The sequence below is a fragment of the Lysinibacillus sp. YS11 genome (assembly GCF_002896375.1).
Classification (GTDB): domain Bacteria; phylum Bacillota; class Bacilli; order Bacillales_A; family Planococcaceae; genus Lysinibacillus; species Lysinibacillus capsici.
In genome coordinates this window covers 142,501-168,354 of the sequence record NZ_CP026007.1, presented here as the reverse complement: position 1 = coordinate 168,354, position 25,854 = coordinate 142,501, and the positions used below count along the sequence as shown (strand labels likewise).

At 39.4% G+C, this 25,854-nt stretch carries 19 protein-coding genes, 2 rRNA genes and 1 pseudogene; 8 read left to right on the top strand and 14 right to left on the bottom strand.

Annotation, left to right across the window (positions count from 1 at the left end; translation table 11 throughout):
• Nucleotides 1-48: 48 nt before the first annotated feature.
• The 5 genes and pseudogenes from LBYS11_RS00835 to LBYS11_RS00815 all read left to right on the top strand — a co-directional run bounded on the left by LBYS11_RS00835 (nt 49) and on the right by LBYS11_RS00815 (nt 6,513).
• Nucleotides 49-1,155 (top strand): extracellular solute-binding protein, encoded by a 1,107-nt coding sequence (locus LBYS11_RS00835; protein ID WP_048395791.1) that lies wholly within the window; start codon nt 49-51, stop codon nt 1,153-1,155.
• Between the two features lie 83 nt (nt 1,156-1,238).
• Nucleotides 1,239-2,309 (top strand): ABC transporter ATP-binding protein, encoded by a 1,071-nt coding sequence (locus tag LBYS11_RS00830; protein ID WP_066038451.1) that lies wholly within the window; start codon nt 1,239-1,241, stop codon nt 2,307-2,309.
• Between the two features lie 12 nt (nt 2,310-2,321).
• A complete protein-coding gene (locus LBYS11_RS00825) occupies nt 2,322-4,028 on the top strand; it encodes an ABC transporter permease (RefSeq protein WP_103117264.1) in 1,707 nt (568 codons plus the stop codon).
• A gap of 27 nt (nt 4,029-4,055) precedes the next feature.
• A pseudogene (argH, locus tag LBYS11_RS00820) lies at nt 4,056-5,569 on the top strand (argininosuccinate lyase).
• The gene (locus tag LBYS11_RS00815; RefSeq protein ID WP_103117263.1) at nt 5,566-6,513 is read left to right on the top strand and encodes an N-acetylglucosamine kinase; all 948 of its coding nucleotides are present in this window, start codon (nt 5,566-5,568) and stop codon (nt 6,511-6,513) included. Before argH ends, LBYS11_RS00815 begins: the two are co-directional and overlap by 4 nt.
• Before the next feature lie 21 nt (nt 6,514-6,534).
• On the opposite strand, the gene LBYS11_RS00810 is transcribed toward LBYS11_RS00815, so the two are convergent.
• From LBYS11_RS00810 to LBYS11_RS00795, 4 genes are all read right to left on the bottom strand, one after another.
• The gene (locus LBYS11_RS00810) at nt 6,535-7,839 is read right to left on the bottom strand and encodes a transglutaminase domain-containing protein (protein WP_233436279.1); all 1,305 of its coding nucleotides are present in this window, start codon (nt 7,837-7,839) and stop codon (nt 6,535-6,537) included.
• 90 nt (nt 7,840-7,929) lie between these two features.
• On the bottom strand, nt 7,930-9,066 hold the full coding sequence (locus LBYS11_RS00805; RefSeq protein ID WP_103117262.1) for a transglutaminase domain-containing protein: 1,137 nt from the start codon (nt 9,064-9,066) through the stop codon (nt 7,930-7,932).
• Between the two features lie 253 nt (nt 9,067-9,319).
• Nucleotides 9,320-9,580 (bottom strand): metal-sensitive transcriptional regulator, encoded by a 261-nt coding sequence (locus LBYS11_RS00800; RefSeq protein ID WP_004233098.1) that lies wholly within the window; start codon nt 9,578-9,580, stop codon nt 9,320-9,322.
• Between the two features lie 84 nt (nt 9,581-9,664).
• Nucleotides 9,665-10,378 (bottom strand): glycosyltransferase family 2 protein, encoded by a 714-nt coding sequence (locus LBYS11_RS00795; protein WP_048395935.1) that lies wholly within the window; start codon nt 10,376-10,378, stop codon nt 9,665-9,667.
• Nucleotides 10,379-10,615: 237 nt separating this feature from the next.
• Here LBYS11_RS00795 and LBYS11_RS00790 point away from each other — a divergent pair, with 237 nt between their 5' ends.
• Complete coding sequence (locus tag LBYS11_RS00790) at nt 10,616-12,532, top strand: SEL1-like repeat protein (RefSeq protein WP_048395934.1); 1,917 nt, start codon at nt 10,616-10,618, stop codon at nt 12,530-12,532.
• A 44-nt stretch (nt 12,533-12,576) separates the two neighbouring features.
• Here the strand turns inward: LBYS11_RS00790 and LBYS11_RS00785 are convergent, their stop codons facing one another.
• The 6 genes from LBYS11_RS00785 to LBYS11_RS00760 all read right to left on the bottom strand — a co-directional run bounded on the left by LBYS11_RS00785 (nt 12,577) and on the right by LBYS11_RS00760 (nt 17,642).
• The gene (locus LBYS11_RS00785; RefSeq protein ID WP_048395933.1) at nt 12,577-12,984 is read right to left on the bottom strand and encodes a hypothetical protein; all 408 of its coding nucleotides are present in this window, start codon (nt 12,982-12,984) and stop codon (nt 12,577-12,579) included.
• 73 nt (nt 12,985-13,057) lie between these two features.
• Nucleotides 13,058-14,437, bottom strand: a complete 1,380-nt coding sequence (locus LBYS11_RS00780) for a HAMP domain-containing sensor histidine kinase (protein ID WP_103117261.1) — start codon at nt 14,435-14,437, stop codon at nt 13,058-13,060.
• Entirely contained in the window at nt 14,434-15,105 is a 672-nt protein-coding gene (locus tag LBYS11_RS00775) for a response regulator transcription factor (protein WP_048395929.1), read from the bottom strand. Before LBYS11_RS00775 ends, LBYS11_RS00780 begins: the two co-directional genes overlap by 4 nt.
• 73 nt (nt 15,106-15,178) lie before the next feature.
• Complete coding sequence (locus tag LBYS11_RS00770) at nt 15,179-16,276, bottom strand: DUF1648 domain-containing protein (RefSeq protein WP_048395926.1); 1,098 nt, start codon at nt 16,274-16,276, stop codon at nt 15,179-15,181.
• Nucleotides 16,277-16,280: 4 nt separating this feature from the next.
• Nucleotides 16,281-16,676 carry a GntR family transcriptional regulator gene (locus LBYS11_RS00765; RefSeq protein ID WP_048395924.1) on the bottom strand — a complete coding sequence of 132 codons (396 nt, stop codon included), beginning with the start codon at nt 16,674-16,676 and terminating at the stop codon, nt 16,281-16,283.
• 72 nt (nt 16,677-16,748) lie between these two features.
• A complete protein-coding gene (locus tag LBYS11_RS00760; protein ID WP_103117260.1) occupies nt 16,749-17,642 on the bottom strand; it encodes a LysR family transcriptional regulator in 894 nt (297 codons plus the stop codon).
• Between the two features lie 129 nt (nt 17,643-17,771).
• On the opposite strand from LBYS11_RS00760, the gene LBYS11_RS00755 reads away from it, so the two are divergent.
• Nucleotides 17,772-18,437, top strand: a complete 666-nt coding sequence (locus LBYS11_RS00755; protein ID WP_103117259.1) for an O-methyltransferase — start codon at nt 17,772-17,774, stop codon at nt 18,435-18,437.
• A 274-nt stretch (nt 18,438-18,711) separates the two neighbouring features.
• Here the strand turns inward: LBYS11_RS00755 and aceB are convergent, their stop codons facing one another.
• Both aceB and aceA read right to left on the bottom strand, forming a co-directional pair.
• Nucleotides 18,712-20,310: a malate synthase A gene (gene aceB, locus LBYS11_RS00750; protein ID WP_048395937.1), complete on the bottom strand. Its 1,599-nt coding sequence runs from the start codon at nt 20,308-20,310 to the stop codon at nt 18,712-18,714.
• Between the two features lie 112 nt (nt 20,311-20,422).
• Nucleotides 20,423-21,706, bottom strand: a complete 1,284-nt coding sequence (gene aceA / locus LBYS11_RS00745; protein ID WP_004233046.1) for an isocitrate lyase — start codon at nt 21,704-21,706, stop codon at nt 20,423-20,425.
• A 214-nt stretch (nt 21,707-21,920) separates the two neighbouring features.
• Between aceA and LBYS11_RS00740 the strand changes: the two genes are divergently transcribed.
• Complete coding sequence (locus LBYS11_RS00740; RefSeq protein WP_054548492.1) at nt 21,921-22,592, top strand: LytTR family DNA-binding domain-containing protein; 672 nt, start codon at nt 21,921-21,923, stop codon at nt 22,590-22,592.
• An 83-nt stretch (nt 22,593-22,675) separates the two neighbouring features.
• On the opposite strand, the gene rrf is transcribed toward LBYS11_RS00740, so the two are convergent.
• Together rrf and LBYS11_RS00730 are read right to left on the bottom strand one after the other, a co-directional pair.
• Nucleotides 22,676-22,791, bottom strand: a 5S ribosomal RNA gene (gene rrf, locus LBYS11_RS00735).
• Between the two features lie 69 nt (nt 22,792-22,860).
• Nucleotides 22,861-25,788: ribosomal RNA gene (locus tag LBYS11_RS00730) — 23S ribosomal RNA — on the bottom strand.
• Between the last annotated feature and the right edge of the window lie 66 nt (nt 25,789-25,854).

The window sequence follows — 25,854 nt, the reverse complement described above, 5'->3', positions numbered from 1 at the left end:
TATTATACTGCAATATGCAAGTAACTTACTTTAAGAAAGGGGAAGTTGATGAAAAAAGCCTATATTCTTGGTTTTTTCCTTATGTTAATGCTTTTCGTTTTAGCTGCTTGTAATGGCAAAGATCAGCAAAATTCTACAAATGATGCAGCAAATAATGACGAGGCATCGGATGGTAAAAAAACAGAAGTAGCAGCAACGTCGCCTTCAGGCAAGCTAGTAATTTACACTGGACGTGACGAAGAAATGGTGCAAAATGTGATCGATCAGTTTAATGAAAAATATCCAGACATTGAAGTAGAATTTCTAACGATGGGTGCTCAACAAATTTTAGAACGTCTTCGTGGAGAGAAAGCCAATCCTCAAGCAGATTTTTGGTGGGGCGGAACCCAATCAGCGCTCATTGTTGGCGCCAATGAAGACTTACTACATGCTTGGCAGCCGAGCTTTATTGACTCTATTGATACCACACACAAAGATGTTGAAGGACGATGGTTCGGCGAGATGCTGTTACCAGAAGTAATTATGATTAATAGTGATTTACTAACAAAAGAAACTGGTCCACAGGACTGGGATGACTTATTAGATCCTAAATGGAAGGATCAAATTTTAATCAGAGGTGTACTGGCGTCAGGCACAATGCGTACGATTTATTCTTCCATGATTGTACGGCAAGATGCAGATTCACCAGATAAAGGCTATGAATGGTTACTACAATTAGATGCCAATACAAAGGAGTACACACAAGACCCTAATGCCTTGTATTTAAAGCTAACACGTCAAGAAGGCAGTGTCTCCCTATGGAATCTACAAGATATTTTGTTAAAAAAATATACGACAGATTATCCTTTTGATTATATTTATCCTAAAAGTGGAGCACCTATTTTAGTAGACGGTGTAGCAGTTGTAAACAATGCGAAAAACCTAGAAAATGCGAAACTATTTGTAGAGTTTTTATTTGAAAAAGAGATGGTAACACAATTAGCTAATGATTACTATCAAATTCCTACACGTTCTGATATCGACAAAGCCTCCATGCCAGAATGGTATCAGGAATTAGATTTAAAAACATTTGATATTGATTGGCAGCTAATGTCTGACAAAGAAGCAGAATGGATGGAATACTGGGATAACAATATTAAAGGGCGCGGTAAATAGTAGAACGGGTAAAAATTCGGCTTATACAGCGAATTTTTACCTTCCTGTATCATCTAGATTCTTTGTTAGAGAGGAGCTAATGATTGAGAAGTGTCAGAATTGAAAATGTCTCGAAGCAATTTGGTCAAGTGTATGGCGTGAAAGACTTAAATCTTGAAATAAAAGCTGGTGAATTTTTTACCTTTCTCGGTCCTAGCGGCTGTGGCAAAACAACCACTTTAAGGATGCTTGCAGGCTTTTATTACCCTACTAAAGGCAAAATTCTTTTTGATGAGCGAGATGTCACTCGACTTCAGCCCAATAAGCGCAATATCGGCATGGTATTTCAAAATTATGCCCTTTTCCCCCATATGACAGTTGATGAGAATATTGCATTTGGTTTACAAGTTCGAAAATTTTCAAAAGCTGAGATTCAGCACAAGGTTGATCGAATTAGAGGCCAAGTGCATCTTGCTGCTTACGGCAACAGAAAAATAAATGAGCTATCTGGTGGACAGCAGCAACGTGTTGCTTTAGCTAGAGCACTCGTGATAGAGCCAGATATTTTATTGCTTGATGAACCTCTATCCAATCTAGATGCAAAATTGCGTGAGGAAACACGTATTGAAATCAAACGAATCCAATCTGAGCTTGGAGTCACAACGATATACGTTACTCACGATCAAATGGAGGCCATGTCTATGTCGGATCGAATTATGGTCATGGAAAATGGCTATATCAAACAAATTGGTACTCCTCAGGAAATTTATCATCAACCCAAGGATCGTTTTGTGGCAAATTTTATTGGTGAAACTAATTTAATTGAATGCTCAATCCAAGCTATTGATGGGGAAAATGTACAAGTACGAACAGTGAATGGACATAATTTAACTGGGCGAAAGCAACAAAGCTCTCCCTCTTTAACGCATATGATTGGAGACAAAGTATTTATTTCTATTCGTCCAGAATCGATTCAACTTGGAACTGGTGAAAACACATTAACAGGAAAAATTACATTTGTTGAATTCACAGGCATTAGCGTTAATTATATTGTAGATTTTACTGCGTTCTCACTTAAAGTAATGCTTATTAATTCTTATGACCAAATCAAAAAGATCGGTGAAGATATTACAATCCATATGGCACAAGATTCACTGTACTTTTTAGGGGAATAGGAGGAAGCCAATATGGGGAAACAGTCTGAAAGTACTTGGACGCGAATTTTTCATGCTAATTGGTTTGTCTATGTTTTAATATCGCCATTATTTTTAGTGTTATTCGCCTATGTGGTTTACCCCTTCTATCAAACTTTCATCCAAAGCTTTGCTGGCGATGAAGCATTCTTGCACTATAAGAAATTTTTTGATATAGCTAGTCCAGCAAATTTAGAGGCCTTGTGGACCAGTATTTATATTTCATTTATCAGTGTTATTTGCTGTGCACTTGTTGGGGTAACAATGGCCTTTTTACTAGAACGCTATAATTTCCCTGGGAGACGGATATTGTCTGTTTTAGTTTTGGTTCCAATGGCACTTCCTCCTCTAGTAGGTGTTTTATCCTTTTCATTTTTATATGGTGATAGCGGGATTTTCCCACGAATTTTTCAGCATCTATTTGGGTTGGATCACGTTCCTTTTGCCTTGAAGGGAATATGGGGCGTCATCGTTGTTCATACATTCACAATGTATACGTACTTCTATTTGACTGCCTCTGCTGCTATTAAGGGGCTTGATCCTGCTCTTGAAGAGGCAGCTACTAGTCTGGGTGCAGGGCGTATTCGCGTATGGACAAAGGTTATTTTACCAATGCTCACACCTTCTATTGTTGCCTCATCCTTATTGGTGTTTATGATTTCTATGGCTTCTTATACTGCACCTTTGATGTTTGGTGTAGAGCGTACTATGACGATGCAAATTTATTTATCACGTACAAATGGTAATCTTGAGATGGCTGCGACACAGTCGATGATATTATCTTTTGTATCTATCACTTTTTTAATCATTATGCGCTGGTATCAAAATCGCAGAAATTATCAAAATCTAAGTAAGGGAATTAGTGTTCATCGTTCAGAGGTATCCTCAAAAAAGGTAAAAATTATCGCAACAATCGCTTCTTTTGTTGGCACATTAATATTGATACTGCCTATTTTAGTGTTGATATTGATCTCTTTTTCTGTGGATGGCGCTTGGAAAACGCAAATTCTCCCGACCGACTATACAATTGATCATTATATTGCCCTTTTTACCGATGAGCGCACATGGCGACCTATTTGGAACTCCATTCAAATGGGTGTCATTGCAACACTGGGCAATATTATCTTTGGTGTCGCGGCTGCTTATGCTATGGTGCGCTTAAATTTTAAAGGGAAAACCTTGCTCGATATTTTGATAATGGTACCTTGGGCTTTGCCAGGAACAGTTGTTGCTGTTAATTTAATTGCTGCTTTTAGTACAGAAAGTATCTTTAGTTTTAATCAAGTATTGATCGGGACATTTTGGATTTTGCCATTAGCCTACTTTATTCGACATTTACCACTTGTTTTTCGATCAACATCCGCCTCTCTTGTACAGCTAGATCAATCGATTGAAGAGGCATCACGTGGCTTAGGAGCCAACTGGTGGTATACATTTAGACGTATTGTCGTGCCTTTAACATTCACCGGGATTTTAGCAGGGACACTCTTAGCCCTCGTGCAAAGCTTTGGTGAATTCGTTGCATCCATTCTAATTTACAGTACATCCACTATTCCATTGTCTGTAGCGATATTCCAAAAATTATATGCATTTAAATTTGGGACCGCCTGTGCTTATGGTGTCTTACAAATTTGTTTAATTTTAGTTGTCCTTATTATTTCTGAAAAACTATCAAAAGGCAGTGCTGGTACAGCCATTTAGCTGCCAATCTATTAGGGGGCCATGACAATGTTTGAAGATTTTCGCAATAAAACACAGCTGGAAGATGGGATGATATTCCCTTCTAACATCTATCGAAAAATCGTTTTACAGCCAGCTTATGATGAGGCAAAAAAAAATTTTTTAACAATTATGCTACAAATCAATATTGCTCATTTAAAAATGTTAGAAGAACAAGGACTTGTAAAAAAAGATGAAGCAAAGCAAATTGGGATAGCTCTAAAAAAATTGACTTAAATTATTATCGTTTAGAGGATTACAGTCCCCAATATGAGGATTTATTTTTCCGCATTGAAAATAAATTAATAGAGCTTGCTGGTGATGTTGCTGGAAATCTTCACATTGGCAGAAGCCGAAATGATATGGGTATTGCCATCTATCGAATGACATTAAGAAAAAAATTATTACTATTAATGCGCGAGTTACTAACATTACGTGATGATTTAATCGCTGCTGCAGAGGAACATATCGATACCATTATGATTGGCTACACACATACACAGCAGGCCCAGCCTACAACCTTCGCCCATTATTTAAAGGCCGTCATCGATCAGCTAGAGCGTGATTTTGAACGAATGCAGCATGTCTATAAAACCGTCAATCGTAGCAGTATGGGAGCCGCTGCCTTAACAACGACAGGCTTTAATATTAGTAGAGAACGTATGCGTGATCTACTAGCCTTTGATGATATTATCGAAAATGCATGGGATGCGGTTGCAGGAGCAGATTATATAGCTGAGGCTGCAAGTATTGTACAGCTTGCAGCACTCAATCTTGGCCGTACTTCTCAAGATTTTTTATTATGGGCTACTCAGGAGTTTAATGCGTTTACACTCGCAAGTCCATATGTGCAAATAAGCTCTATTATGCCTCAAAAGCGTAATCCTGTTTCTATAGAACATACACGCTCATTACTATCTGCGGTTGTAGGAGATGCAAGTACAGTATTACAGATGGTACATAATACACCTTTTGGCGATATCGTAGACACTGAGGATGATATGCAGCCTTATTTATGGCGTGCCATTGACCGCTTAATTGGTATTTATAAGTTGTTTGGTTCGCTTGTTGTTACAATGGATGTCAATAAGAAGAAGTTAAAAAATCGCGCTGAAAATAGCTTTGCGAATGTCACTGAGCTAGCTGATACATTAGTCCGTTCAGAGGGAATTTCCTTCCGTCAAGCACATAGTATTGTTAGTAAATGTATTAAGGTTCTACTTGCTCATGGAGAGGAATCATTAGCTAGTCTTACATGGGGACTTGCAAATACACAATCGAAATTGATCACGGGCAAGGAATTAACTATTTCAGAAGAGGATTTCTATAAGACATTAAAACCAGAATCTTTTGTTGGTGTACGAACATTACTAGGTGGACCCGCTCCAGCCACTATGAAAGCTGCCCTTGAACGTTCCAAACTGAATGCCCATGATTTTTATGAATGGATTCGCTTAAAGGAAAATTCCATTATTGAAGCAGAAAAAGAACTAACAGCCTTTCTAGAGGAATGGAATCAATGAAGCAATGGTTATTAATTATTGATGGTGGGGCGACAAAAACAGCATGTGCTGTTGTTCATGCTGAATCTGGTGACATTGAATATTCTATATCCGCTAAAGGCTCTAATTATCAAGCCATTGGTGTTGAATCAGCTACAGCAATCTTACAAGAGCTTTTAGCAAATGTTGAAACATTTTTGCAAAAGTATCCTAATTCTCAAATTGCTGTAGCTACCTTTGCTTTAGCTGGCATTGATTCTCCGAAGGATCATGCAACCGTCGTGGCCATTGTTCAAAATGCTCTTCAGACCACACAGTTACAAATCGATACACTAATTATTGAAAATGATGCGGAGGCCACACTATTAGGTGTGACTGCTGGACAGGCAGGTGCACTACTCATCGCTGGAACAGGAGCTATTGCCTATGCCTTTGATGGGCAGCGGATTGTACGTGTAGGGGGTTGGGGACATCGGGCTGGCGATGAGGGAAGTGGGTATTGGTTAGGGCAGGAAGTCGTAAGAGCTATATTTAAAATGGAGGATGGTCGTGGGAAACCAACAATCTTAAAGGAAGCCGTCTATCAATCTTTAGGTATACAAGATGTTACAGAGCTCGCTGAATGGCTATTCCGCCCTTCCTATACCAATGCACAACTGGCCAAGATGGGTTCCTTTGTGGCAAAGGCAGTCGAGCAAAAAGATGCTTGTGCCATCGAAATATCTCAACAAGCAGCCCACGAACTAGCTATTCTAGCAAACGCTGTATTGAAAAAAATTAACTATCAGAATACACCATTTAATCTATATTGCAATGGTGGTGCCATCAAGCATAATCCACTCATTTTAAAGATGTTTACAGAGGAAATAACCTTCATGTATCCTCAAGTGGACATTATCCTTTGTCAGCATCAGCCTATTACTTATTTAATTGAACGAACAAAAAGGGCATATGACTGTTTATAAGTCATTGCCCTTTTCTTGCTTTTAAAGTGCCAGTCTCTTCAATTCATTCGTCGTAAAATAGAGATACCCATCCTTTATAAATAAATCCTTCGAATCCTCCCTATTTAGTACCTCTTCTCCACTACCATCTGGACGAATCTTTGTTAAATACGCCCCTCGTGAATAATTACTAAAGTAGAGCCAACCATCCGAATAAACGATATATTGTGCACGGGAATTTGTGACACGCTTCGTTTTACCAGTTTTCATATCTAGTACATATAACTTATTGTCATCTGCAATATTACTATAAAACAATTGGTCTCCAACCTGTGCTGGGAAGTCTATATCATGATAATAACTATACAGTGTGCTTGTTGCTTTTGGATAGTCTTCAGCAATCCACGTGTGATCCTTCGCCATTGTACGGTCATCTACTAAAAAGTATTGGTAGCGTATTGCGCCCTTACGATCTGGTACTGGATCATTCCATGTCGTATCGAGATGATACCATTGTCCATCCAGCTTGACTAGATTCCACGCATGTCCCTCTTGACCTACATAGCCTACGATATATTTTGTTTCAATACCCAATTTTTGAAGCATAGAGTGGGCAAGTAAAGCATAGCCCTGACATACTCCCCCGTGCTCGGCAAGAACGGTATAAGCGCTGTGTGGGCTAGAATTCGTTTGTTCTGTATAGGAAGTATTGGCAACAATATAGTCATTGACAGCTCGTACCTTTTCTACATCCGTCATAGATTTTTTACTAATCTTAGCAATAATTTCTTGAACATTCATCTCTACATATGCCGCCTGCTCTGGCGTCATTAAATAGCTCTGTTCTCCAAAAATAGTTGCTTTATTTCGCCCATATTCATATCGAATTGAATGTTTACTTACATGGCCGTAAACATAGTCATCGCGTTTGATAGCATTGTTATAGGCCTCTTCTACAATTTGTTCAATTCGCTGTGTATTCCCTTTATATTGAATTTCAAACTTTGGTGAAAAGCTATTATAATACGCATACATCGCATCAGCCAGTTCCTTGGCATTTGTCACGACTAACTTTGTTTCAGGTTTCTGAATAGGTGGAGCTGTAGGGGCTACCTCCGCTTCATGGACATCTTCTATAGGTAGGGCTGTTTCAATTGAGGCATTATCTGAAAGTCTTGCAGTAACATCTACAATCTTCTCTTTAGTTGAAAGTAGCATAGTTTCTATTTCATCATTATTTGTCCAATCGACCACCTGCTGAACAACAGCCTTACCAGCCGTATAAATAGGATCAATAAAAATAATAATAATGGCAATTATAGCTAATTTCTTCCACAAACTCCTCACCTCCAACCGTCTTCTTTACATTATATACAAAAAAAGCACAAAGAACTCACTTAAGGGTCCATTTGTGCCTGTTAATATTTGTTTGTTGACTTAATTAATTTTAAGTTTATGTTCTTTTGTCTGGACATTATACAGTAAATAATTGTCACTAACCTTTAAATTTGTTACTGGCTGCTTCACTAGCACCTCAGCTTTTAACGTTTTTAAATCTAGTTTTGTCAAATACCCACCGTTACTGTAATCACTATAATATAGGTTTTGATTAGTCCCTGTAATATACAACGCACGTTTATCTAATACCTTTGACTTGCTACCACTAGTCATATCAAGCTTATACAGTTTATCGTTATCTGCAGTATTACTAAAATAAACAATATTATTTAACTGATGTGCGAAATGAACATTAAGCATATAACTGTATTTAGTGCTTGTAGCAGTAGGATAATTTCCTTTAATCCAAGTGTGATCTTTGCTAATTTGATTGTCCGACACTAAAAAATAGTCATAGGACGCCGCACCAACGCGATTTGGCAAAGGATCGTTCCATGTTGTATCCAAATGATACCATTTCCCATCAACCTTTACTAAATTCCAAGCATGTGCCTCATTCCCATTTACAAAACCTACAACATATTTTGTCTCTATCCCAGACTGCTCTAACATAGCATGTGCTGCCAATGCATAACCCTGACATACAGCTTGTCCTTCAAAAAACAAAGCATAAGCACTATGTGGACTTGCCTTAGTTTTAGTCCCGTACATAGTATTGGATACAATATAATCGTTAATAGCTTTTACTTTTTGGAAATCTGTCATAGAAGGTTTGATAATATTTTTCAATATTAGATTAATCTTTTTTTGTACAGCTACTTCTTGAGTTTGACTTGTCAGGTACTTCATTTTATACGTTACATTCCCTAGAGAATCTGCGGAAACCATGGTACTTTCTATATGTCCACTTGCATAAACGGCTTGTTGCTTAGCTTTTTCAAGTGCGTCCATCATTTCTTTTTTGAGGTCGCCTATTTTGCCTGTATACGTAATTTTTATATCGGTCTCAAAGTTTTGTATTTGCTTTGCAAGTTCTTCTGTTAATTGATCCCAATTTGCTACTGTTGAGTTAGCTACCATAGGATAAATTTGGGAGGTATTTTCTGTTTGTTTTGCATAGACTGCAGTTGGACTTAATATCAATAAAGCCGCACCACATAACAATAATTTTTTCATCACTCATCACCTTCCCTTTGATTCTTTCTTCACTATTTAGCATAGCAAAGAATGTACCTACTAAGCTATCATACAAGTTCACTAACTAAGACTTTTAACTAAAAATATATTAAATTTTATATAATATAAAATACCTAATAATAAAATATAATTAGCGAATATAACTATTTTTTTGCAAAATAATAAAACTCACCTAATTAATAGTGAGTTTTATTTCAATTTAGATTCTGTAATTGTTCAGGAGTTTAGAAAATTATCTACTTTTCACCACTAAATTAACTGCTTCCTGAATGGCTTCGTTCATTTTTTCGCCATCCCCTTCAGCATTCTGTACACATTCCAATAGGTTTGTACTAACAATAACCCCAACTGTACGGTCTACAGCAGAGCGTACTGCTGATAATTGTGTAATGACTGCCTTACAGTCTTTTTCCTCCTCCATCATTTTCAAAATGCCACGTAGCTGTCCTTCCATCCGTTTCACACGATTTTTCACTTGATCTGAATATTCCATATACATTGCTCCTTCTCTTATACTCGCTACGCTCTAATGAGTGATCGTTATTCTTTATCCTAGCTCATTGTTTTAAATTTAAACCTAGCCATTACTATTCCTTGGCTTTAGATAATTTATGAGCATTCTCGTAATAATGGTACCAGCGTTTGTTATTTCATCGTACTGAATTATTGAATTCTTCTTTATACGTAATTGCCCAATTTCAACTTCGAAAACTGGACACTTTCTTTTAAGTGCAGCAACTAACATGTTTGTATCATAATCATAGCGTTCACCTTTTACTTTCATTAACCAAGGCAACTCATTGATGGAAATATAACGTAAACCTGTTTGTGTATCCATTAATTTCTTATGATATAGTATCTCGAAAAATAAGCTTGTTGCACGATTTCCCCAGTAAGAAAGAAATGTACTATCAGTTGAACGAAAGTTACGTACACCTAGCACAATCCCTTCAGAAAACACCTTTGTCATCGTTAAAACAAGCTTCACATCTTGTAAAGTATGTTGCCCATGGGCCCCAACTGTAAGGATACCATGGCACCTCGCTTGTTGTTCTCGTATATATGCAAAGGCGGTCTTAAGTGCGCCACCCTTACCAATATTGCAATCATGCTGTAGTACTTGGCAGCGTTCAATTTTATCTAGGTTTTCAAAAATATCTTTATATTTTTGATCACTCCCATCATTGACAATGATGATTTGTGTAATAGTCGTTGCTAGCAATTGATGTACATAGGTAATGAGTGATTGTTGTGGATTATATGCTGGTATAATAGCTGCAATATTTTTCATTTCATCCCCCACCTAAAGGCTGACAGGTTCTCCGTAGCTACGAATCTCCCTTATATCAAATAGTATCATGTAACAGCAACAATTCAACTGATGAATCCCATTAAAACATATCAATAATATCGATTTTTCTCCGATATATGAACAAAGAGATGAAGAGGCGCTTTGTAAAAAGGTTGAATAAGAAATTGCTTGCAACGACGCCGAGGTAATTAACTGAAAGAGGTGAGTACTTTCGTCATGCATTATGAAAATCTTGAAGAACAATGTCAAAAATTAAGACAGCTGTCCTTCACAATATTAGCTAAAAATTTACAGGATGCTAGTTTGCTCGCCATTTCAACCCCAGCAGAATCCTTACAGAAGTCACTTCTTGTATTAGAGGAAATTTTATATGAGATTTACCGATTGGAAATGCATACCGAACCTAAACTCAAAAATGTCCGAATGCTATTAAATAATCGAAGTTTTGTGGCGCAAATTCATCCTCGTCGGATTTATTTATTGATGAATCTAATTCATAAAATGACAAGCCATACTAGTAATGACATTGTAGAAGCCAAAGCAGCTAAAATTGTTTTAGATTATCTTAGCGATATTGTTGAATGGTTTATGAAGCGCTATGATCGTAGTTTCAAATCGAACCGCATGTCTTCTCATGCCACAGAACTTCCTTCAATATTTGATAAAAATATACTTCAGCATGAGCAGTCTCAAGAGGCTTACGAACATGCTGTCAAATGGTTTGAAGTAGCTGCCCAGAACGGAGATGCAAGTGCTCAATATAACTTAGGTGCTCTTTACAATCATGGTCGAGGGGTAGAAAGGGACTATCGGCTTGCAAAAATGTGGTATGAACGAGCTGCCGCACAAAATGACGCAAATGCTCACTATAGCCTTGGTGTACTTTATCATCTAGGCCAAGGTGTTATACAGGATTATCTAGAGGCTGCACGACATTACCAAATAGCTGCTGATTTAGAGAATGCTGACGCTCAATACAATTTAGGTGTACTCTATAATCAAGGCTTAGGCCTATCTCAAAATTTTAACGAAGCTGCCAAGTGGTATACCTTAGCAGCCAATCAAGGTAATACAAGTGCCCAAAACAATCTAGGCTTCCTTTATCATAATGGCACGGGTGTGGAGCAAAGCTATGATAAAGCCGTTGCTTATTTCAAAATGGCTGCCTTAACTGGAGATGCAAGTGCTCAATACAATCTCGGCTATATGCATCTAAAAGGGCGTGGTATTCCCCAAAACCAAGAAGAAGCGGCAAAATGGTTTCATATGGCTGCTTTACAGGACCATGTTAACGCAGAGTTTCAACTGGCCATGCTCTATAATACTGGGCAAGGAATGATAGAAGATCATATAGAAGCTTTAAAATGGTTCAAGCTAGCGGCACATAAAGGACATTTAAATGCTCAATACTGTCTTGGCCTGCTGTATGAAAAAGAACAGAATCTTGTGTCAGCAGAAAAGTGGCTACTGCTAGCTGCTGACAATGGCCATATCAGCGCTGGCTTCGAGCTAGGACGTCTATATGTATATCAGCTTCAAGATCCAGCCAAAGCAATGTCATATTTTAGGTCTGCGGCAGAAAAAGGCTATGCAGATGCTCAGTATGAGCTTGGCCTATTACTGACATCTGGAAATGGTGTTCCTATAAATTATAAGGAGGCCGTGATATGGTGGCGAGCAGCAACTGATCAATCACATATTCAAGCTGAATATCAATTAGGTCTACTATATGAACAGGGATTAGGGGTAGCCTTAAATCTTGAGGAGGCGCGCAGATGTTATCGCCTAGCAGCCATTCAAGGCCATGCAGGTGCGCAGTATCAACTAGGCAATATATTTGATAAAGGTAAAGGGGTAGAGCAGGATTACACAGAGGCAGCTAAATGGATTGAACAGGCTGCGTCACAAGGACATATGAAAGCACAATACCAATTAGCCCAAATGCACATTCATGGACAGGGCGTACCAAAGGACTTTGCAAAGGCAGCCCAGCTTTATCGACTATCTGCTAATCAAGGACATCAAAAAGCCCAATTCCAGCTTGGTATGCTATACAAAAAAGGGCATGGTGTTGCACAAGACTATCAAGAGGCGACAAGATGGCTGAAAAAGTCACTTGAAGAAATTAAATAAATATTTTAAAACCTACCGCATCACGAATGACACGGTAGGTTTTATTAAAGACTGCTATTATCCTTTTGTTGTTGAATCATAAATGTTACAACAATAAATAAAGCAAAGCTAATTAATAGTGTAGTTCCTCCTACAATAAAGAAGACTAATGTAAAAGTGCTACCAAAATTAAATGGATTTATATTGTAAAACCACATGCCTAACGTTAAGCCCAGAACACCCACAATAGCTGTCCAACCATGAATGGTTACTAATTTTTGTGATTTCACTTTGAAGGCTCTATAAAAAATACCCCAGGCAAACATACTAAGCCAGCCGACCAGTAAAATATGTGCATGTATCGGTCTATATTCATAGCTACCTGATCCCGACATATGTGAACCTAAATATGTGCCGATTAAAGCAAAGATTGCCGCTAATCGAATAAGACGTATGCTCCACTTTTGTTCCATACGATAACTCCCCCTAGTTGTGTTTCAACTAAGTAGCAGTTTATCGTGTGAACATGAACTTTATATGAACTCCTTATGACAAAATTGGTAGATGGATATAAACCTTTGTGCCCGCATGCATCGTACTTTGCATCTGTATGGTCCCTCCATGTAGCTCAACAATTTGTTTGACAATCGCTAAGCCTAGCCCTGTCCCTTGCTTGGTTCTAGACGCATCGGCGCGATAAAAACGGTCATATGCTTTTGCTAATTGATCCTCAGTCATTCCTATCCCACTGTCCTCAACAAGAATTTCAAGTGAGGCAGATCTTTTTTGTAAATGTAGATGTAGATGTATTTGCCCACCCTCTACATTATATTTAATGGCATTTGTCAGTAAATTATCCCATACATTTTGTAAAAGCCCTGCATCGCCATCAAAAATAATTTGCTCAAGCTTATATGATATTTGAAGCTGTGACTCTTCCATTTGCCAACGATACTTTCGTACGGTTTCCTTTAACTGTTCATCTAAACGATAAGACTCTCGTTTTACAATTCTTGTCGATTGGTCAAGGGAAGTTAATAATAATAACTGTTTGGTTAATGTAGATAGGCGTTTTGTTTCTAGCTCTATGATTGCTGCATATTCCTGTCTTTCCTGTTCAGTAAGGGAAGGATTTTTCAGTAAATCTACATACCCTTGAATATTTAATAAAGGCGACTGAAAATCATGTGATACATTACTAATAAATTCCTTCCGTGTACGATCATTTTCCTGTAATCTCTCGGTCATCCTATTAAAGCTTGATGCTAATTGACCAATTTCATCTGCACGATCAATATCTAGAACTGTATCAAATTTTTCATGTGCTAGCTGTTGAGTGGCTGCTGTTAACTTCGTAATGGGGCGAATTAATGCTTTAGCAAATAGTAGCATGGCAAGAAGACTCAGTACTGTCATAACCAACATTAATCCTGCGAGTATTGTATGCACCTCAGAAAACAATAAACGAATATCTGGTCTTATGAATAGTGCATAGGACTTGCTTTCATAGGTAAATGGCACACCAATTGTATTATTCAGTTCGTTAGCAAAAAATCCTGTTACAAAGGTTTCTTTAGGAAAATCTCGCATACCATGATAGGTTTCCCCATTTAAAACATGCTCCACAACAGATGTTGACAATGTTTTATCACGATATGGACCGCCAAAAAAATGCCCCTCCTCACCAGTTGTCACATATATTTGATAGCCGATTTCACCCAAGGTTGTCAGATAGCTATTTAAATCTTCTGGTTCGTCTGTCTCAATATAATGCACAATATCCTGTGCTATGCTAACGTTTTTCGCATCATTTTTTTCTTTTACAACTTGATGGTAATAGGTATTCGTTACCAAAAAGCCCATACATAAGCTTCCAATCATTACTAGCATTGTTGTTACAACAAATTTACTATATAACGTTTTCATGTTGTTTCCTCTAGCTTATAGCCAACACCTCTTACTGTTGTAATTTCAACAGCCGTGTCATATCGGTTTAATCTTTCACGAATCCGCTTCACATGCGTATTTAACGTTTGCTCATCTCCATCATAGTCATAGCCCCATACTTGTTCCATAATATAGCTGCGAGTAAATACTTGATGGGGGCGTGATGCTAACAAAGCCAGTAATTCAAATTCCTTTAAAGGTAATATAAGTGTATTTTCCCCTATTACAACCTCAAAGCTTCGTCGGTCAATTACTAGTTTACCTACTTGAATGGTTACTTGATTTTTTTTATCAAATCTCCTCAAAATTGCAGCTATACGAAATAATAATTCCTTTGGTTCAAAGGGCTTTACAACATAATCGTCAGATCCTGCTAAAAAGCCACGTTCTTTATCCTCTAGCTCACCTTTTGCTGTTAATAATAAAACAGGAATATCATAATCTTGAGTTAAATACTCTGTTAGTGTAAAACCATCCATTCCTGGCATCATCACATCGACAACAGCTAAATCAGGCAGATTCCCTTCGAGTAAGGCTAGTGCCTGCTTTGCATTTTCAGCAAGTAGCACTTGGTAGCCTTCCTTTGTAAGATAAATATTGACTAGCTGTAAAATATGAACGTCATCATCGACAACAAGGATCTTCATCTGCCCACCTCCAGTTAATAAGAAAAAATCCGATCATATAGAACGAATTTTTTCATCACAAATTACTATTATTTTATAACGAAAATATAGAAATCAACAGCAATAAGAGAAAAGGTAAACCAATCACAATATAGCCTCTAGGATTGGCAAGGTTCATGGTCCATCCTACCCCGAAGCGTTTCTCCACAAAAACGGATGGGTCTTGTCGATTCATATAAATTAAGCCGCCCTTCCAATAACGATCCTCATCCACGTCCATTACCTGGGAATCTATATTTGCTTCATAGCGTACTTTATGTTTATACTTTTTCACCACATATATCAGTAATGAACCCAGCAAAACAACTAAGAACAAAATAAATACTGGTAATAGCTTATAGCCTACTGTCATAGAAGGATAGATGTTGCTTAATTGTAAAATTGTTAATAAAGCTGTTAATGCAGAACTTATCAGTAGTATTTGCCAACTCATGTATTTTCGTGTTTTTAGCTGATCCTCCAACGATTCCTCTTTGCGATTTACAGCTAATTTAATTGCAGAACGTTTAATGGAGTCGGTAATTCCCCACATCATACATTGCATCATTAGCATTACCAGTGGCAGTGAAATAGCCGTAAAATAGGTCTTGTTTCTCCATGCATCCGCTTCACCACTCGGCCCCCAATGTACTGCTATATCATTTGGCATGAGATCGTAATGAAGGTATGTGTAAATGATCAAAAATACGGATATTCCTAATGGTACAGCAAAAAAAGACCAAGGAAGCATTTCATCACGACTTCTTGCAGTTAAATCCACTGCCCGTACTTGTTTAATATTTGCACCCCACTGCTCTTGTTTTTTCAACTTCGATACCTTTTGATGATTTATCCAATACAACGCCATACTTACTGTAAGCATACTAAACAAACAGCTTAATAAAACAATACTTTGAATAGCTTCAGAAGGAGCAAATTGATTGTAACTTATAATCATGATGATTAGAAAAACTATCCCTGTTCCCCCTACGAACCGCACATACTGTTTTTTCAACTGAGCTAAGATGGGATGCTTAATAATTTGATCAGGCACTGTGACTCCAAAAACGATAGTCTCTCTTACAATATAGGGAACGACTATTTGCAAAGCTAATGTCATGATGTAAATGGTTATAAAAACGCCAAGTAGCATTTTGCTACACTCCCTCTGCTGGAATTTGCAAATCAGCAAATACTTTTTTCATCATGTGCTCAATTTGTTCAGCTGTTGCACCGAGCACCATTCCTTCTGCCACAACAGGTTTTAAATTCTTTTCGATTTGTCGTAGTTGCTCAGGTGATAAAGCTCTCTCCTCTGCTGAACTTATAATAGCTCCAGATTTTGGCCGAATGGTAATAATCCCTTTCGCCTCTAATTCATGATAACTCTTATTAACAGTATGCATATTAACACCTAAATCGGCAGCTAAACTCCGCACAGATGGCAAAGTATCACCTGGCTTCATTTCTCCTCTAGCAATTCCTTCAATAATTTGACGTGTTACCTGCTCATAAATAGGTACGTCTGATTGAAATTCTATTTGAATAAACATGTTTATCAGCTCCACATTTGTTATACAACTAATATAACAAATTTCTCTCCACCTTGCATGAGATTCAAATGTTTAAATGGGGGAATTTTTTATGGTTTCAATAAACCTTTGCACAAGTAAATTCTGCTTCTCATTATTCCTTGTACAAATTGCAATTTTATGTTTAATGGCATGAATATCCTTCACATAAACTCTCGCCAATTGCCCACTCTCTACATACTCTCTAACCGCAAGAGAAGAAATAAAATTTGCACCATAGCCCGCCATGACTGAGCGAATGGTTTCATGAATACCATTAAATTGGAGTGCGATATTTGGTGGTCTCACTTGGTATGTTTGACATAATGAGAAAAGATGCTCCCTCATCGAACTACCTACTTCTCTCATAATAAAAGGCTCCTGAAACATTTCAACTAATGTAATAGATTGATGTGCATAGCGATGATTTGGCGATACTACAAACCATAATTCATCCTCATATAATTCCTCCCACTCTATTTCCTTAGGTCTTTCAGACATTCCCCCACCGTAAATAGCCATATCCGCTTTATAGTTTATTAACTGTTCAAAGGCATCCTTTGTGTTGGTTGTTGTAATCATTAAATTCGCCTGTTCATTAGCAGCCTTGAAAGTAGCCGCCCATTTAGGAATTAAAAAATTAGCAGGTAAGAAAGTTGCAACAATGTGTAAATTCCCAGTTCTTGCAAGTCGATAATCTTCTATAAATGTTGCAATATGTTGCTCAAGAGCAATAAGATTTTGAGCTTTTTCTGCTAGTGTCACACCGAATTCAGTAAGTACTACACCACGTCCCTGTTGTTGAAATAGCTGGACTCCAATTTCATGTTCAAAACGTTTGATTTGACTTGAAACTGCAGGTTGACTTATGCATAGCATTTCTGCAGCTTTTGTAAAACTGCCTGTAACCGCAACTTGATAAAACAATTTTAAGCCATGACTATTCATGATTTAACCTCAATTCATAATCTTTAGTTATGTATTAATAATAATAATATATTTTTATTATGATTCATTCTATCATACACTTGATTGGCAAGCTTGCACTTTAAAGCATAATGAAATGAGGACTGTATAATGACAGAATTAAATGTTTGGCAATACGTAGATGACTATTTCATGACTAAGCTCCTTTCAGAAAACGAACATCTTAATACTGCACTACAGGCTAATAAAGCTGCAGGTATTCCAGAGATTGATGTATCTCCTACTCAAGGGAGACTATTATATTTACTCGCAAAAATGAAAAGTGCGGTAAATATTTTAGAGATCGGCACACTTGGAGGCTATAGCAGTATTTGTTTAGCCCAAGCTCTTCCTCAGGCAGGAAAAGTTGTGACATTAGAAATTAATGAAGAGTACGCCAAAGTTGCCAAGCAAAATATAGCGAATGCAGGGTATGGACCAAAGGTTGAGGTCATTGTAGGAAATGCCCTAGATACATTACCAAACTTAAAAAACGCTGGACTATTATTTGACTTTATCTTTATTGATGCTGATAAACCTAATAACCCCGCTTACTTGAAGTGGGCTTTAAAATTAGCAAACTCTGGCGCTCTTATTATTGCAGATAATGTTGTACGTAATGGTGAGGTAATTAATGAAAATAGTGAGGATGAACGTGTTAGAGGCGTACAAGAATTTATGGATTTAGTAAAAGCAAACCCGAGAATTGAAGCAACAGCTATACAAACAGTTGGTGTCAAAGGGTATGACGGCTTTGTAATAGCCGTAGTAAATTAGCATAGAAAAACCGCGTAACTAAAAAAGCAGTTACGCGGATGTACTATATAAAAGATGCCTTACTGCTCCCCATCTAAGCTAGTAAGACATCTTTACCCCTTAAAATCTCTTAACTTTTATTTATAGACCCCTTTTAATTCAATCGTGCTCATCTCTTTAAACGGGGGAACAGACCCCGTCACGTTATGTTAGTGGAATAGGCTGGATTGTACTCGAGTGCAATCCTTAGATAGTTATTAGGAAAGTTTGATATGTTGGATAGTAGACTTGTATTTTACGCTAATTTTTCATACCCTGGAAGTGTCAAGAATTCCGCAAATTCATCTTGTTCAATTAAGGATTTAAACAGTTCAGCAGCTTCTTCATAGCGACCACTGTTATAAGCTTGTTCCCCAACAGCCTCTTTAATTTTCACAAGTTCTTCTTCCAATATTTCTAAAACAAATGCTAGTGTAATACCACGTCCATCATCTAAGATTCCTTTCGGATGACGGATCCATTGCCATACTTGTGTACGAGAGATTTCTGCTGTTGCAGCATCCTCCATCAAGTTATTAATTGGTGCAGCTCCGTTACCTCGAAGCCATGAAGCAATATATTGTACACCAACACTACAGTTAATACGTAGACCTTCAATTGTTATTGTTCCTTCTGGTACAGCTACTAAATCTTCGGCAGATACTTGTACATCCTCACGCTTTTTATGAATTTGGTTAGGAGTTGTCATAATTGCATCAAATTGCTCCATCGCTGTTGCAACCATACCAGGATGTGCTACCCATGTACCGTCATGCCCCTCTGTTGCCTCACGACGTTTATCTTCTGCCACCTTTGCAAATGCCACTGCATTGGCCTCATCGTCATTTTTAACTGGAATTTGAGCTGCCATTCCGCCCATTGCTGGTGCATTTCGCTTGTGACATGTTTGAATACATAAAGATGTATAGGCTTTCATAAAAGGTACTGTCATCGTTACTTGCCCACGGTCTGGCAAAATAACATCAGCTTGATTGCGTAGACGCTTAATATAGCTGAAAATATAATCCCAACGACCGCAATTCAAACCAGCTGAATGTTCACGTAGCTCATATAAAATTTCATCCATCTCAAACGCAGCTAAAATCGTTTCGATTAATACAGTAGCTTTTATTGTCCCCTGTGGAATACCAATATAATCTTGAGCAAACACAAAGACATCATTCCATAGTCGAGCCTCTAAATGACTTTCAAGTTTTGGTAGATAGAAATATGGCCCTGTACCTTGTGCAAGTGCGTTTTTGGCATTGTGGAATAGGTATAAACCGAAGTCAAAGAAACTGCCAGAAATCGGCTCTCCATCCACCAGGACATGCTTCTCAAGCAAGTGTAGACCTCGTGGACGAACTAACAGCACTGCTGTCTCATCATTTAATTTATATGTTTTACCATTGGATTCTTGTGTAAACTCAATCGTCTTATTAATAGCATCACGCATATTAATTTGACCGCCAATCATATTTTCCCATGTCGGAGAAGATGCATCTTCAAAGCATGCCATGAACATTTTTGCTCCAGAATTTAACGCATTAATAACCATTTTCCGATCAACTGGCCCTGTAATTTCAACACGGCGATCTTGTAAGTCGTTTGGAAGTGGTGCGATTACCCAATCACCTTCCCGAATATGCTTTGTCTCTGGTAGGAAATCCAGCTTCTCTCCCGCATCAAGTCGTTTTTGGCGTTCTTGTCGAGCCTCCAACAGCTCCTTGCGACGAGCATCAAATTTTTCGTGCAGAGCAAGAACAAATTCAAGAGCTTCAGGTGTCAAAATTTCATTAGTTTGCTCATTTTGTTCTCCAACAATTTTAAGCTTACCTGTCGTTGCTTGTTCCATTAGCTGTTTACCCACCTTTGCCATTTTAGTTTCGTCATCCTCCGCTTTAGGAGGAGCGGAGGAGACTATTCTATGATTATGAATTTAGGAAAACACGTATTTAAACTACGACTTATACAAACTGTTCTGTTTCAGTAGAACCTGCCATTGCTGTTGTAGAAGAAGTACCACCAGAGATAACTTGAGAGATTTCATCAAAGTATCCAGTACCTACTTCGCGTTGGTGACGTGTAGCTGTATAGCCTTTAGACTCAGAAGCAAATTCTGCTTGTTGTAGCTTAGAATATGCAGCCATACCATTATCTTTATAGTCATGAGCAAGCTCAAACATAGAGTGGTTAAGTGCATGGAAACCTGCTAAAGTAACGAATTGGAATTTGTAACCCAACTTACCAAGTTCACGTTGATACTCTGCAATTTCTTCTTCTGAAAGATTTGCCTTCCAGTTGAATGAAGGTGAGCAGTTGTATGCAAGCATTTTACCTGGGAACTCAGCATGAATAGCTTCAGCAAATTCTCTAGCTTCTTCAAGTGATGGTTTAGAAGTTTCACACCAAATTAAATCTGCATATGGAGCGTAAGCTAAACCACGAGCAATTGCTTGTTTGATTCCAGCTTTTGTACGGAAGAAGCCTTCAGGTGTGCGTTCACCAGTGATGAACTCTGCATCACGTGGATCAATATCTGATGTAACCATATCAGCAGCATCAGCATCTGTACGTGCAATTAAAATTGTATCTACACCCATTACATCTGTTGCTAAACGTGCAGCTACTAAGTTACGAACAGCATTTTGTGTTGGAAGTAATACTTTACCTCCAAGGTGTCCACATTTCTTTTCAGATGCTAATTGATCTTCTAAGTGAACACCCGCTGCTCCTGCTTCAATCATACCTTTTACAAGCTCGAATACGTTTAGAGGCCCACCAAAACCTGCTTCTGCGTCTGCTACGATTGGCGCGAACCAATCAAATTGATCAACACGTCCTTCAGCATGATCAATTTGATCTGCACGTTGAAGCGCTTGATTAATTCGTTTTACTACTGCTGGTACAGAGTTAGCTGGATATAATGATTGGTCAGGATACATTTGACCAGACAGGTTTGCATCAGCAGCTACTTGCCAGCCTGATAGATAGATAGCCTTTAATCCAGCTTTTACTTGTTGTACTGCCTGATTCCCCGTTAATGCCCCCAATGCATTGATAAACGGTTCCTCATGTAATGAATTCCAAAGTCGAGTAGCACCTTTTTGTGCTAGTGTTTGTTCAATTACTACTGTCCCCTGTAATTTAACAACTTCTTCAGCTGAATATGTGCGTTCAATACCAGCCCAACGTGGGTTTTCAGCCCATTGTTTTTCTAAAGCTTCGATTCTTTCTTGACGAGTTGACATATTGAAATTCCACCTTCCCCTTTGTGTACAATATACTCTGTTAAAAAACTTTTAATTATCTGTTCCATAACAGGTTTATTTGTTGTAAATTAATATATAACAGACTATTTGAATTTTCATTATTTTTCGATAAAAGATCAAATTTTAAGGATAAAACTACCTTTTTTGACGATGAAATTTGGAAGACTGTTTACAAACAAGGGGGATATTCACAATGAACAATGAGTTAAATTCTTTCGTAAAAGATATTTCACAACAATATATTTTTATGTTGAAAGACTGGATACCTGCTGATTCATCCATTGCTATTGCTGTTGAAAATGCTTATGTTTATTTTCACTCTGGTCACCAAAGTATTCATTTAGAGATAGGTCAACAAGTATTACCTGGGAGTATTGCCGACCAAGTGTTACAGACTCAAAAAAAAACAGATGCTATTTTAGATAATTCTCTTTTCGATACGCCATATTATGGCATTGGTTATCCCATATACATTCAAAATAAGCCTGCTGCTCTCGTCATTATCCTACCGTCATCATTTACAGCAAAAAGAGCAGAACCATTTCAATTTTTAACTGGAAAGCAAGAGGAGGAATGGAATCCTGTAGCAATTAATAAAATATCTCATATTGAAAGCCTACAGAAAAAAACATGGTTTTATGTAGAGGGGGATCAGTATAAAACAAGTATTACACTTAAAGAACTTCAATTACGATTACCATCATATTTTATTCGTATCCATAGATCTTACATTGTAAATATACATTTCATAAAAAAAATGGCACGTGATTTAACGTCAAATTTTATTGTCACTTTAATTGATGGAAGTGAGTTACCAGTAAGTCAATCTTACCTAAATGATCTTCGGAGTGCTCTTGAGTTTTAGTATATACGGCTGTCCTTTTCCATGGACAGCCTACTTTGAGATAACAAAAAAGACCAGAGAATTTATTCTCTGATCTTTCTTTTGCCTAGCGACGTCCTACTCTCACAGGGGGAAGCCCCCAACTACCATCGGCGCTAAAGAGCTTAACTTCCGTGTTCGGTATGGGAACGGGTGTGACCTCTTTGCCATCATCACTAGACTTTGTATTTAATTGAAAGATTTATTCTTTCAAAACTGGATAAACGATACATTGAATGCTTCAAACGTTTTGGTTAAGTCCTCGATCGATTAGTATTCGTCAGCTCCATGTGTCACCACACTTCCACCTCGAACCTATCTACCTCATCGTCTTTGAGGGATCTTACTTACTTGCGTAATGGGAAATCTCATCTTGAGGGGGGCTTCATGCTTAGATGCTTTCAGCACTTATCCCGTCCACACATAGCTACCCAGCGATGCCTTTGGCAAGACAACTGGTACACCAGCGGTGTGTCCATCCCGGTCCTCTCGTACTAAGGACAGCTCCTCTCAAATTTCCTACGCCCACGACGGATAGGGACCGAACTGTCTCACGACGTTCTGAACCCAGCTCGCGTACCGCTTTAATGGGCGAACAGCCCAACCCTTGGGACCGACTACAGCCCCAGGATGCGATGAGCCGACATCGAGGTGCCAAACCTCCCCGTCGATGTGGACTCTTGGGGGAGATAAGCCTGTTATCCCCGGGGTAGCTTTTATCCGTTGAGCGATGGCCCTTCCATGCGGAACCACCGGATCACTAAGCCCGTCTTTCGACCCTGCTCGACTTGTAGGTCTCGCAGTCAAGCTCCCTTGTGCCTTTACACTCTACGAATGATTTCCAACCATTCTGAGGGAACCTTTGGGCGCCTCCGTTACCTTTTAGGAGGCGACCGCCCCAGTCAAACTGTCCGCCTGACACTGTCTCCTGCCCCGCTAAGGGGCATGGGTTAGAATTTCAATACAACCAGGGTAGTATCCCACCGACGCCTCCTTCGAAGCTGGCGCTCCGAGATCTCTGGCTCCTACCTATCCTGTACAAGTTGTACCAAAATTCAATATCAGGCTACAGTAAAGCTCCACGGGGTCTTTCCGTCCTGTCGCGGGTAACCTGCATCTTCACAGGTACTATAATTTCACCGAGTCTCTCGTTGAGACAGTGCCCAGATCGTTACGCCTTTCGTGCGGGTCGGAACTTACCCGACAAGGAATTTCGCTACCTTAGGACCGTTATAGTTACGGCCGCCGTTTACTGGGGCTTCAATTCGCAGCTTCGCTTGCGCTAACCACTCCTCTTAACCTTCCAGCACCGGGCAGGCGTCAGCCCCTATACGTCACCTTACGGTTTTGCAGAGACCTGTGTTTTTGCTAAACAGTCGCCTGGGCCTATTCACTGCGGCTCTCATGCGCTTGCACGCTCAAGAGCACCCCTTCTCCCGAAGTTACGGGGTCATTTTGCCGAGTTCCTTAACGAGAGTTCTCTCGCACACCTTAGGATTCTCTCCTCGACTACCTGTGTCGGTTTGCGGTACGGGCACCTCTCACCTCGATAGAGGCTTTTCTTGGCAGTGTGAAATCAGGAACTTCGTCCATACGGACTCGCCATCACAGCTCAACGTTACAGTGTGCGGATTTGCCTACACACACGCCTTACTGCTTGGACGCGCACAACCAACGGCGCGCTTACCCTATCCTACTGCGTCCCCCCATTTCTCAAACGGTGAGGAGGTGGTACAGGAATATCAACCTGTTGTCCATCGCCTACGCCTATCGGCCTCGGCTTAGGTCCCGACTAACCCTGAGCGGACGAGCCTTCCTCAGGAAACCTTAGTCATACGGTGGACGGGATTCTCACCCGTCTTTCGCTACTCATACCGGCATTCTCACTTCTAAGCGCTCCACCAGTCCTTCCGATCTGACTTCAACGCACTTAGAACGCTCTCCTACCACTGACATCGTAGATGTCAATCCACAGCTTCGGTGAATCGTTTAGCCCCGATACATTTTCGGCGCAGCGTCACTCGACCAGTGAGCTATTACGCACTCTTTAAATGATGGCTGCTTCTAAGCCAACATCCTGGTTGTCTGTGCAACGCCACATCCTTTTCCACTTAACGATTACTTTGGGACCTTAGCTGGTGGTCTGGGCTGTTTCCCTTTTGACTACGGATCTTATCACTCGCAGTCTGACTCCCGTGTATAAATATCTGGCATTCGGAGTTTGTCTGAATTCGGTAAACCGGGATGGCCCCCTAGTCCAAACAGTGCTCTACCTCCAGTATTCTCATCACGAGGCTAGCCCTAAAGCTATTTCGGAGAGAACCAGCTATCTCCAAGTTCGATTGGAATTTCTCCGCTACCCACACCTCATCCCCGCACTTTTCAACGTGCGTGGGTTCGGGCCTCCAGTAAGTGTTACCTCACCTTCACCCTGGACATGGGTAGATCACCTGGTTTCGGGTCTACGACCACGTACTATTTCGCCCTATTCAGACTCGCTTTCGCTGCGGCTCCGCCTTCTAAAGCTTAACCTTGCACGTAATCGTAACTCGCCGGTTCATTCTACAAAAGGCACGCTATCACCCATTAACGGGCTCTAACTACTTGTAGGCACACGGTTTCAGGATCTCTTTCACTCCCCTTCCGGGGTGCTTTTCACCTTTCCCTCACGGTACTGGTTCACTATCGGTCACTAGGTAGTATTTAGCCTTGGGAGATGGTCCTCCCGGATTCCGACGGAATTTCACGTGTTCCGCCGTACTCAGGATCCACTCAGGAGAGAACGAACTTTCGACTACAGGGCTTTTACCTGCTCTGGCGGACCTTTCCAAGTCGCTTCATCTAACTCGCTCTTTTGTAACTCCGTATAGAGTGTCCTACAACCCCAAGAGGCAAGCCTCTTGGTTTGGGCTCTTCCCGTTTCGCTCGCCGCTACTCAGGGAATCGATTTTTCTTTCTCTTCCTCCAGGTACTTAGATGTTTCAGTTCCCTGGGTCTGCCTTCAAGACGCTATGTATTCACGTCAAGATACTACGCGATTAAACGTAGTGGGTTCCCCCATTCGGAAATCTCCGGATCAAAGCTCACTTACAGCTCCCCGAAGCATATCGGTGTTAGTGCCGTCCTTCTTCGGCTCCTAGTGCCAAGGCATTCGCCGTGCGCCCTTAATAACTTAACCAAGTTATTAAGCCTATAAAAAACTTAAAAAAATAAATGTGTTTGTTACAATTTCAATGTCGTTTTA

What these genes read in the sequence shown, in the direction of transcription:
- LBYS11_RS00740 (WP_054548492.1), top strand. Translation starts at nt 21,921, where the DNA reads ATGAACAATGAGTTAAATTCTTTCGTAAAAGATATTTCACAACAATAT.
- LBYS11_RS00795 (WP_048395935.1), bottom strand. Translation starts at nt 10,378, where the DNA reads ATGAAAAATATTGCAGCTATTATACCAGCATATAATCCACAACAATCA.
- aceA (WP_004233046.1), bottom strand. Translation starts at nt 21,706, where the DNA reads ATGTCAACTCGTCAAGAAAGAATCGAAGCTTTAGAAAAACAATGGGCT.
- LBYS11_RS00775 (WP_048395929.1), bottom strand. Translation starts at nt 15,105, where the DNA reads ATGAAGATCCTTGTTGTCGATGATGACGTTCATATTTTACAGCTAGTC.
- LBYS11_RS00790 (WP_048395934.1), top strand. Translation starts at nt 10,616, where the DNA reads ATGCATTATGAAAATCTTGAAGAACAATGTCAAAAATTAAGACAGCTG.
- LBYS11_RS00765 (WP_048395924.1), bottom strand. Translation starts at nt 16,676, where the DNA reads ATGTTTATTCAAATAGAATTTCAATCAGACGTACCTATTTATGAGCAG.
- LBYS11_RS00800 (WP_004233098.1), bottom strand. Translation starts at nt 9,580, where the DNA reads ATGGAATATTCAGATCAAGTGAAAAATCGTGTGAAACGGATGGAAGGA.
- LBYS11_RS00760 (WP_103117260.1), bottom strand. Translation starts at nt 17,642, where the DNA reads ATGAATAGTCATGGCTTAAAATTGTTTTATCAAGTTGCGGTTACAGGC.
- LBYS11_RS00805 (WP_103117262.1), bottom strand. Translation starts at nt 9,066, where the DNA reads ATGAAAAAATTATTGTTATGTGGTGCGGCTTTATTGATATTAAGTCCA.
- LBYS11_RS00755 (WP_103117259.1), top strand. Translation starts at nt 17,772, where the DNA reads ATGACAGAATTAAATGTTTGGCAATACGTAGATGACTATTTCATGACT.
- aceB (WP_048395937.1), bottom strand. Translation starts at nt 20,310, where the DNA reads ATGGAACAAGCAACGACAGGTAAGCTTAAAATTGTTGGAGAACAAAAT.
- LBYS11_RS00815 (WP_103117263.1), top strand. Translation starts at nt 5,566, where the DNA reads ATGAAGCAATGGTTATTAATTATTGATGGTGGGGCGACAAAAACAGCA.
- LBYS11_RS00780 (WP_103117261.1), bottom strand. Translation starts at nt 14,437, where the DNA reads ATGAAAACGTTATATAGTAAATTTGTTGTAACAACAATGCTAGTAATG.
- LBYS11_RS00770 (WP_048395926.1), bottom strand. Translation starts at nt 16,276, where the DNA reads ATGCTACTTGGCGTTTTTATAACCATTTACATCATGACATTAGCTTTG.
- LBYS11_RS00835 (WP_048395791.1), top strand. Translation starts at nt 49, where the DNA reads ATGAAAAAAGCCTATATTCTTGGTTTTTTCCTTATGTTAATGCTTTTC.
- LBYS11_RS00825 (WP_103117264.1), top strand. Translation starts at nt 2,322, where the DNA reads ATGGGGAAACAGTCTGAAAGTACTTGGACGCGAATTTTTCATGCTAAT.
- LBYS11_RS00785 (WP_048395933.1), bottom strand. Translation starts at nt 12,984, where the DNA reads ATGGAACAAAAGTGGAGCATACGTCTTATTCGATTAGCGGCAATCTTT.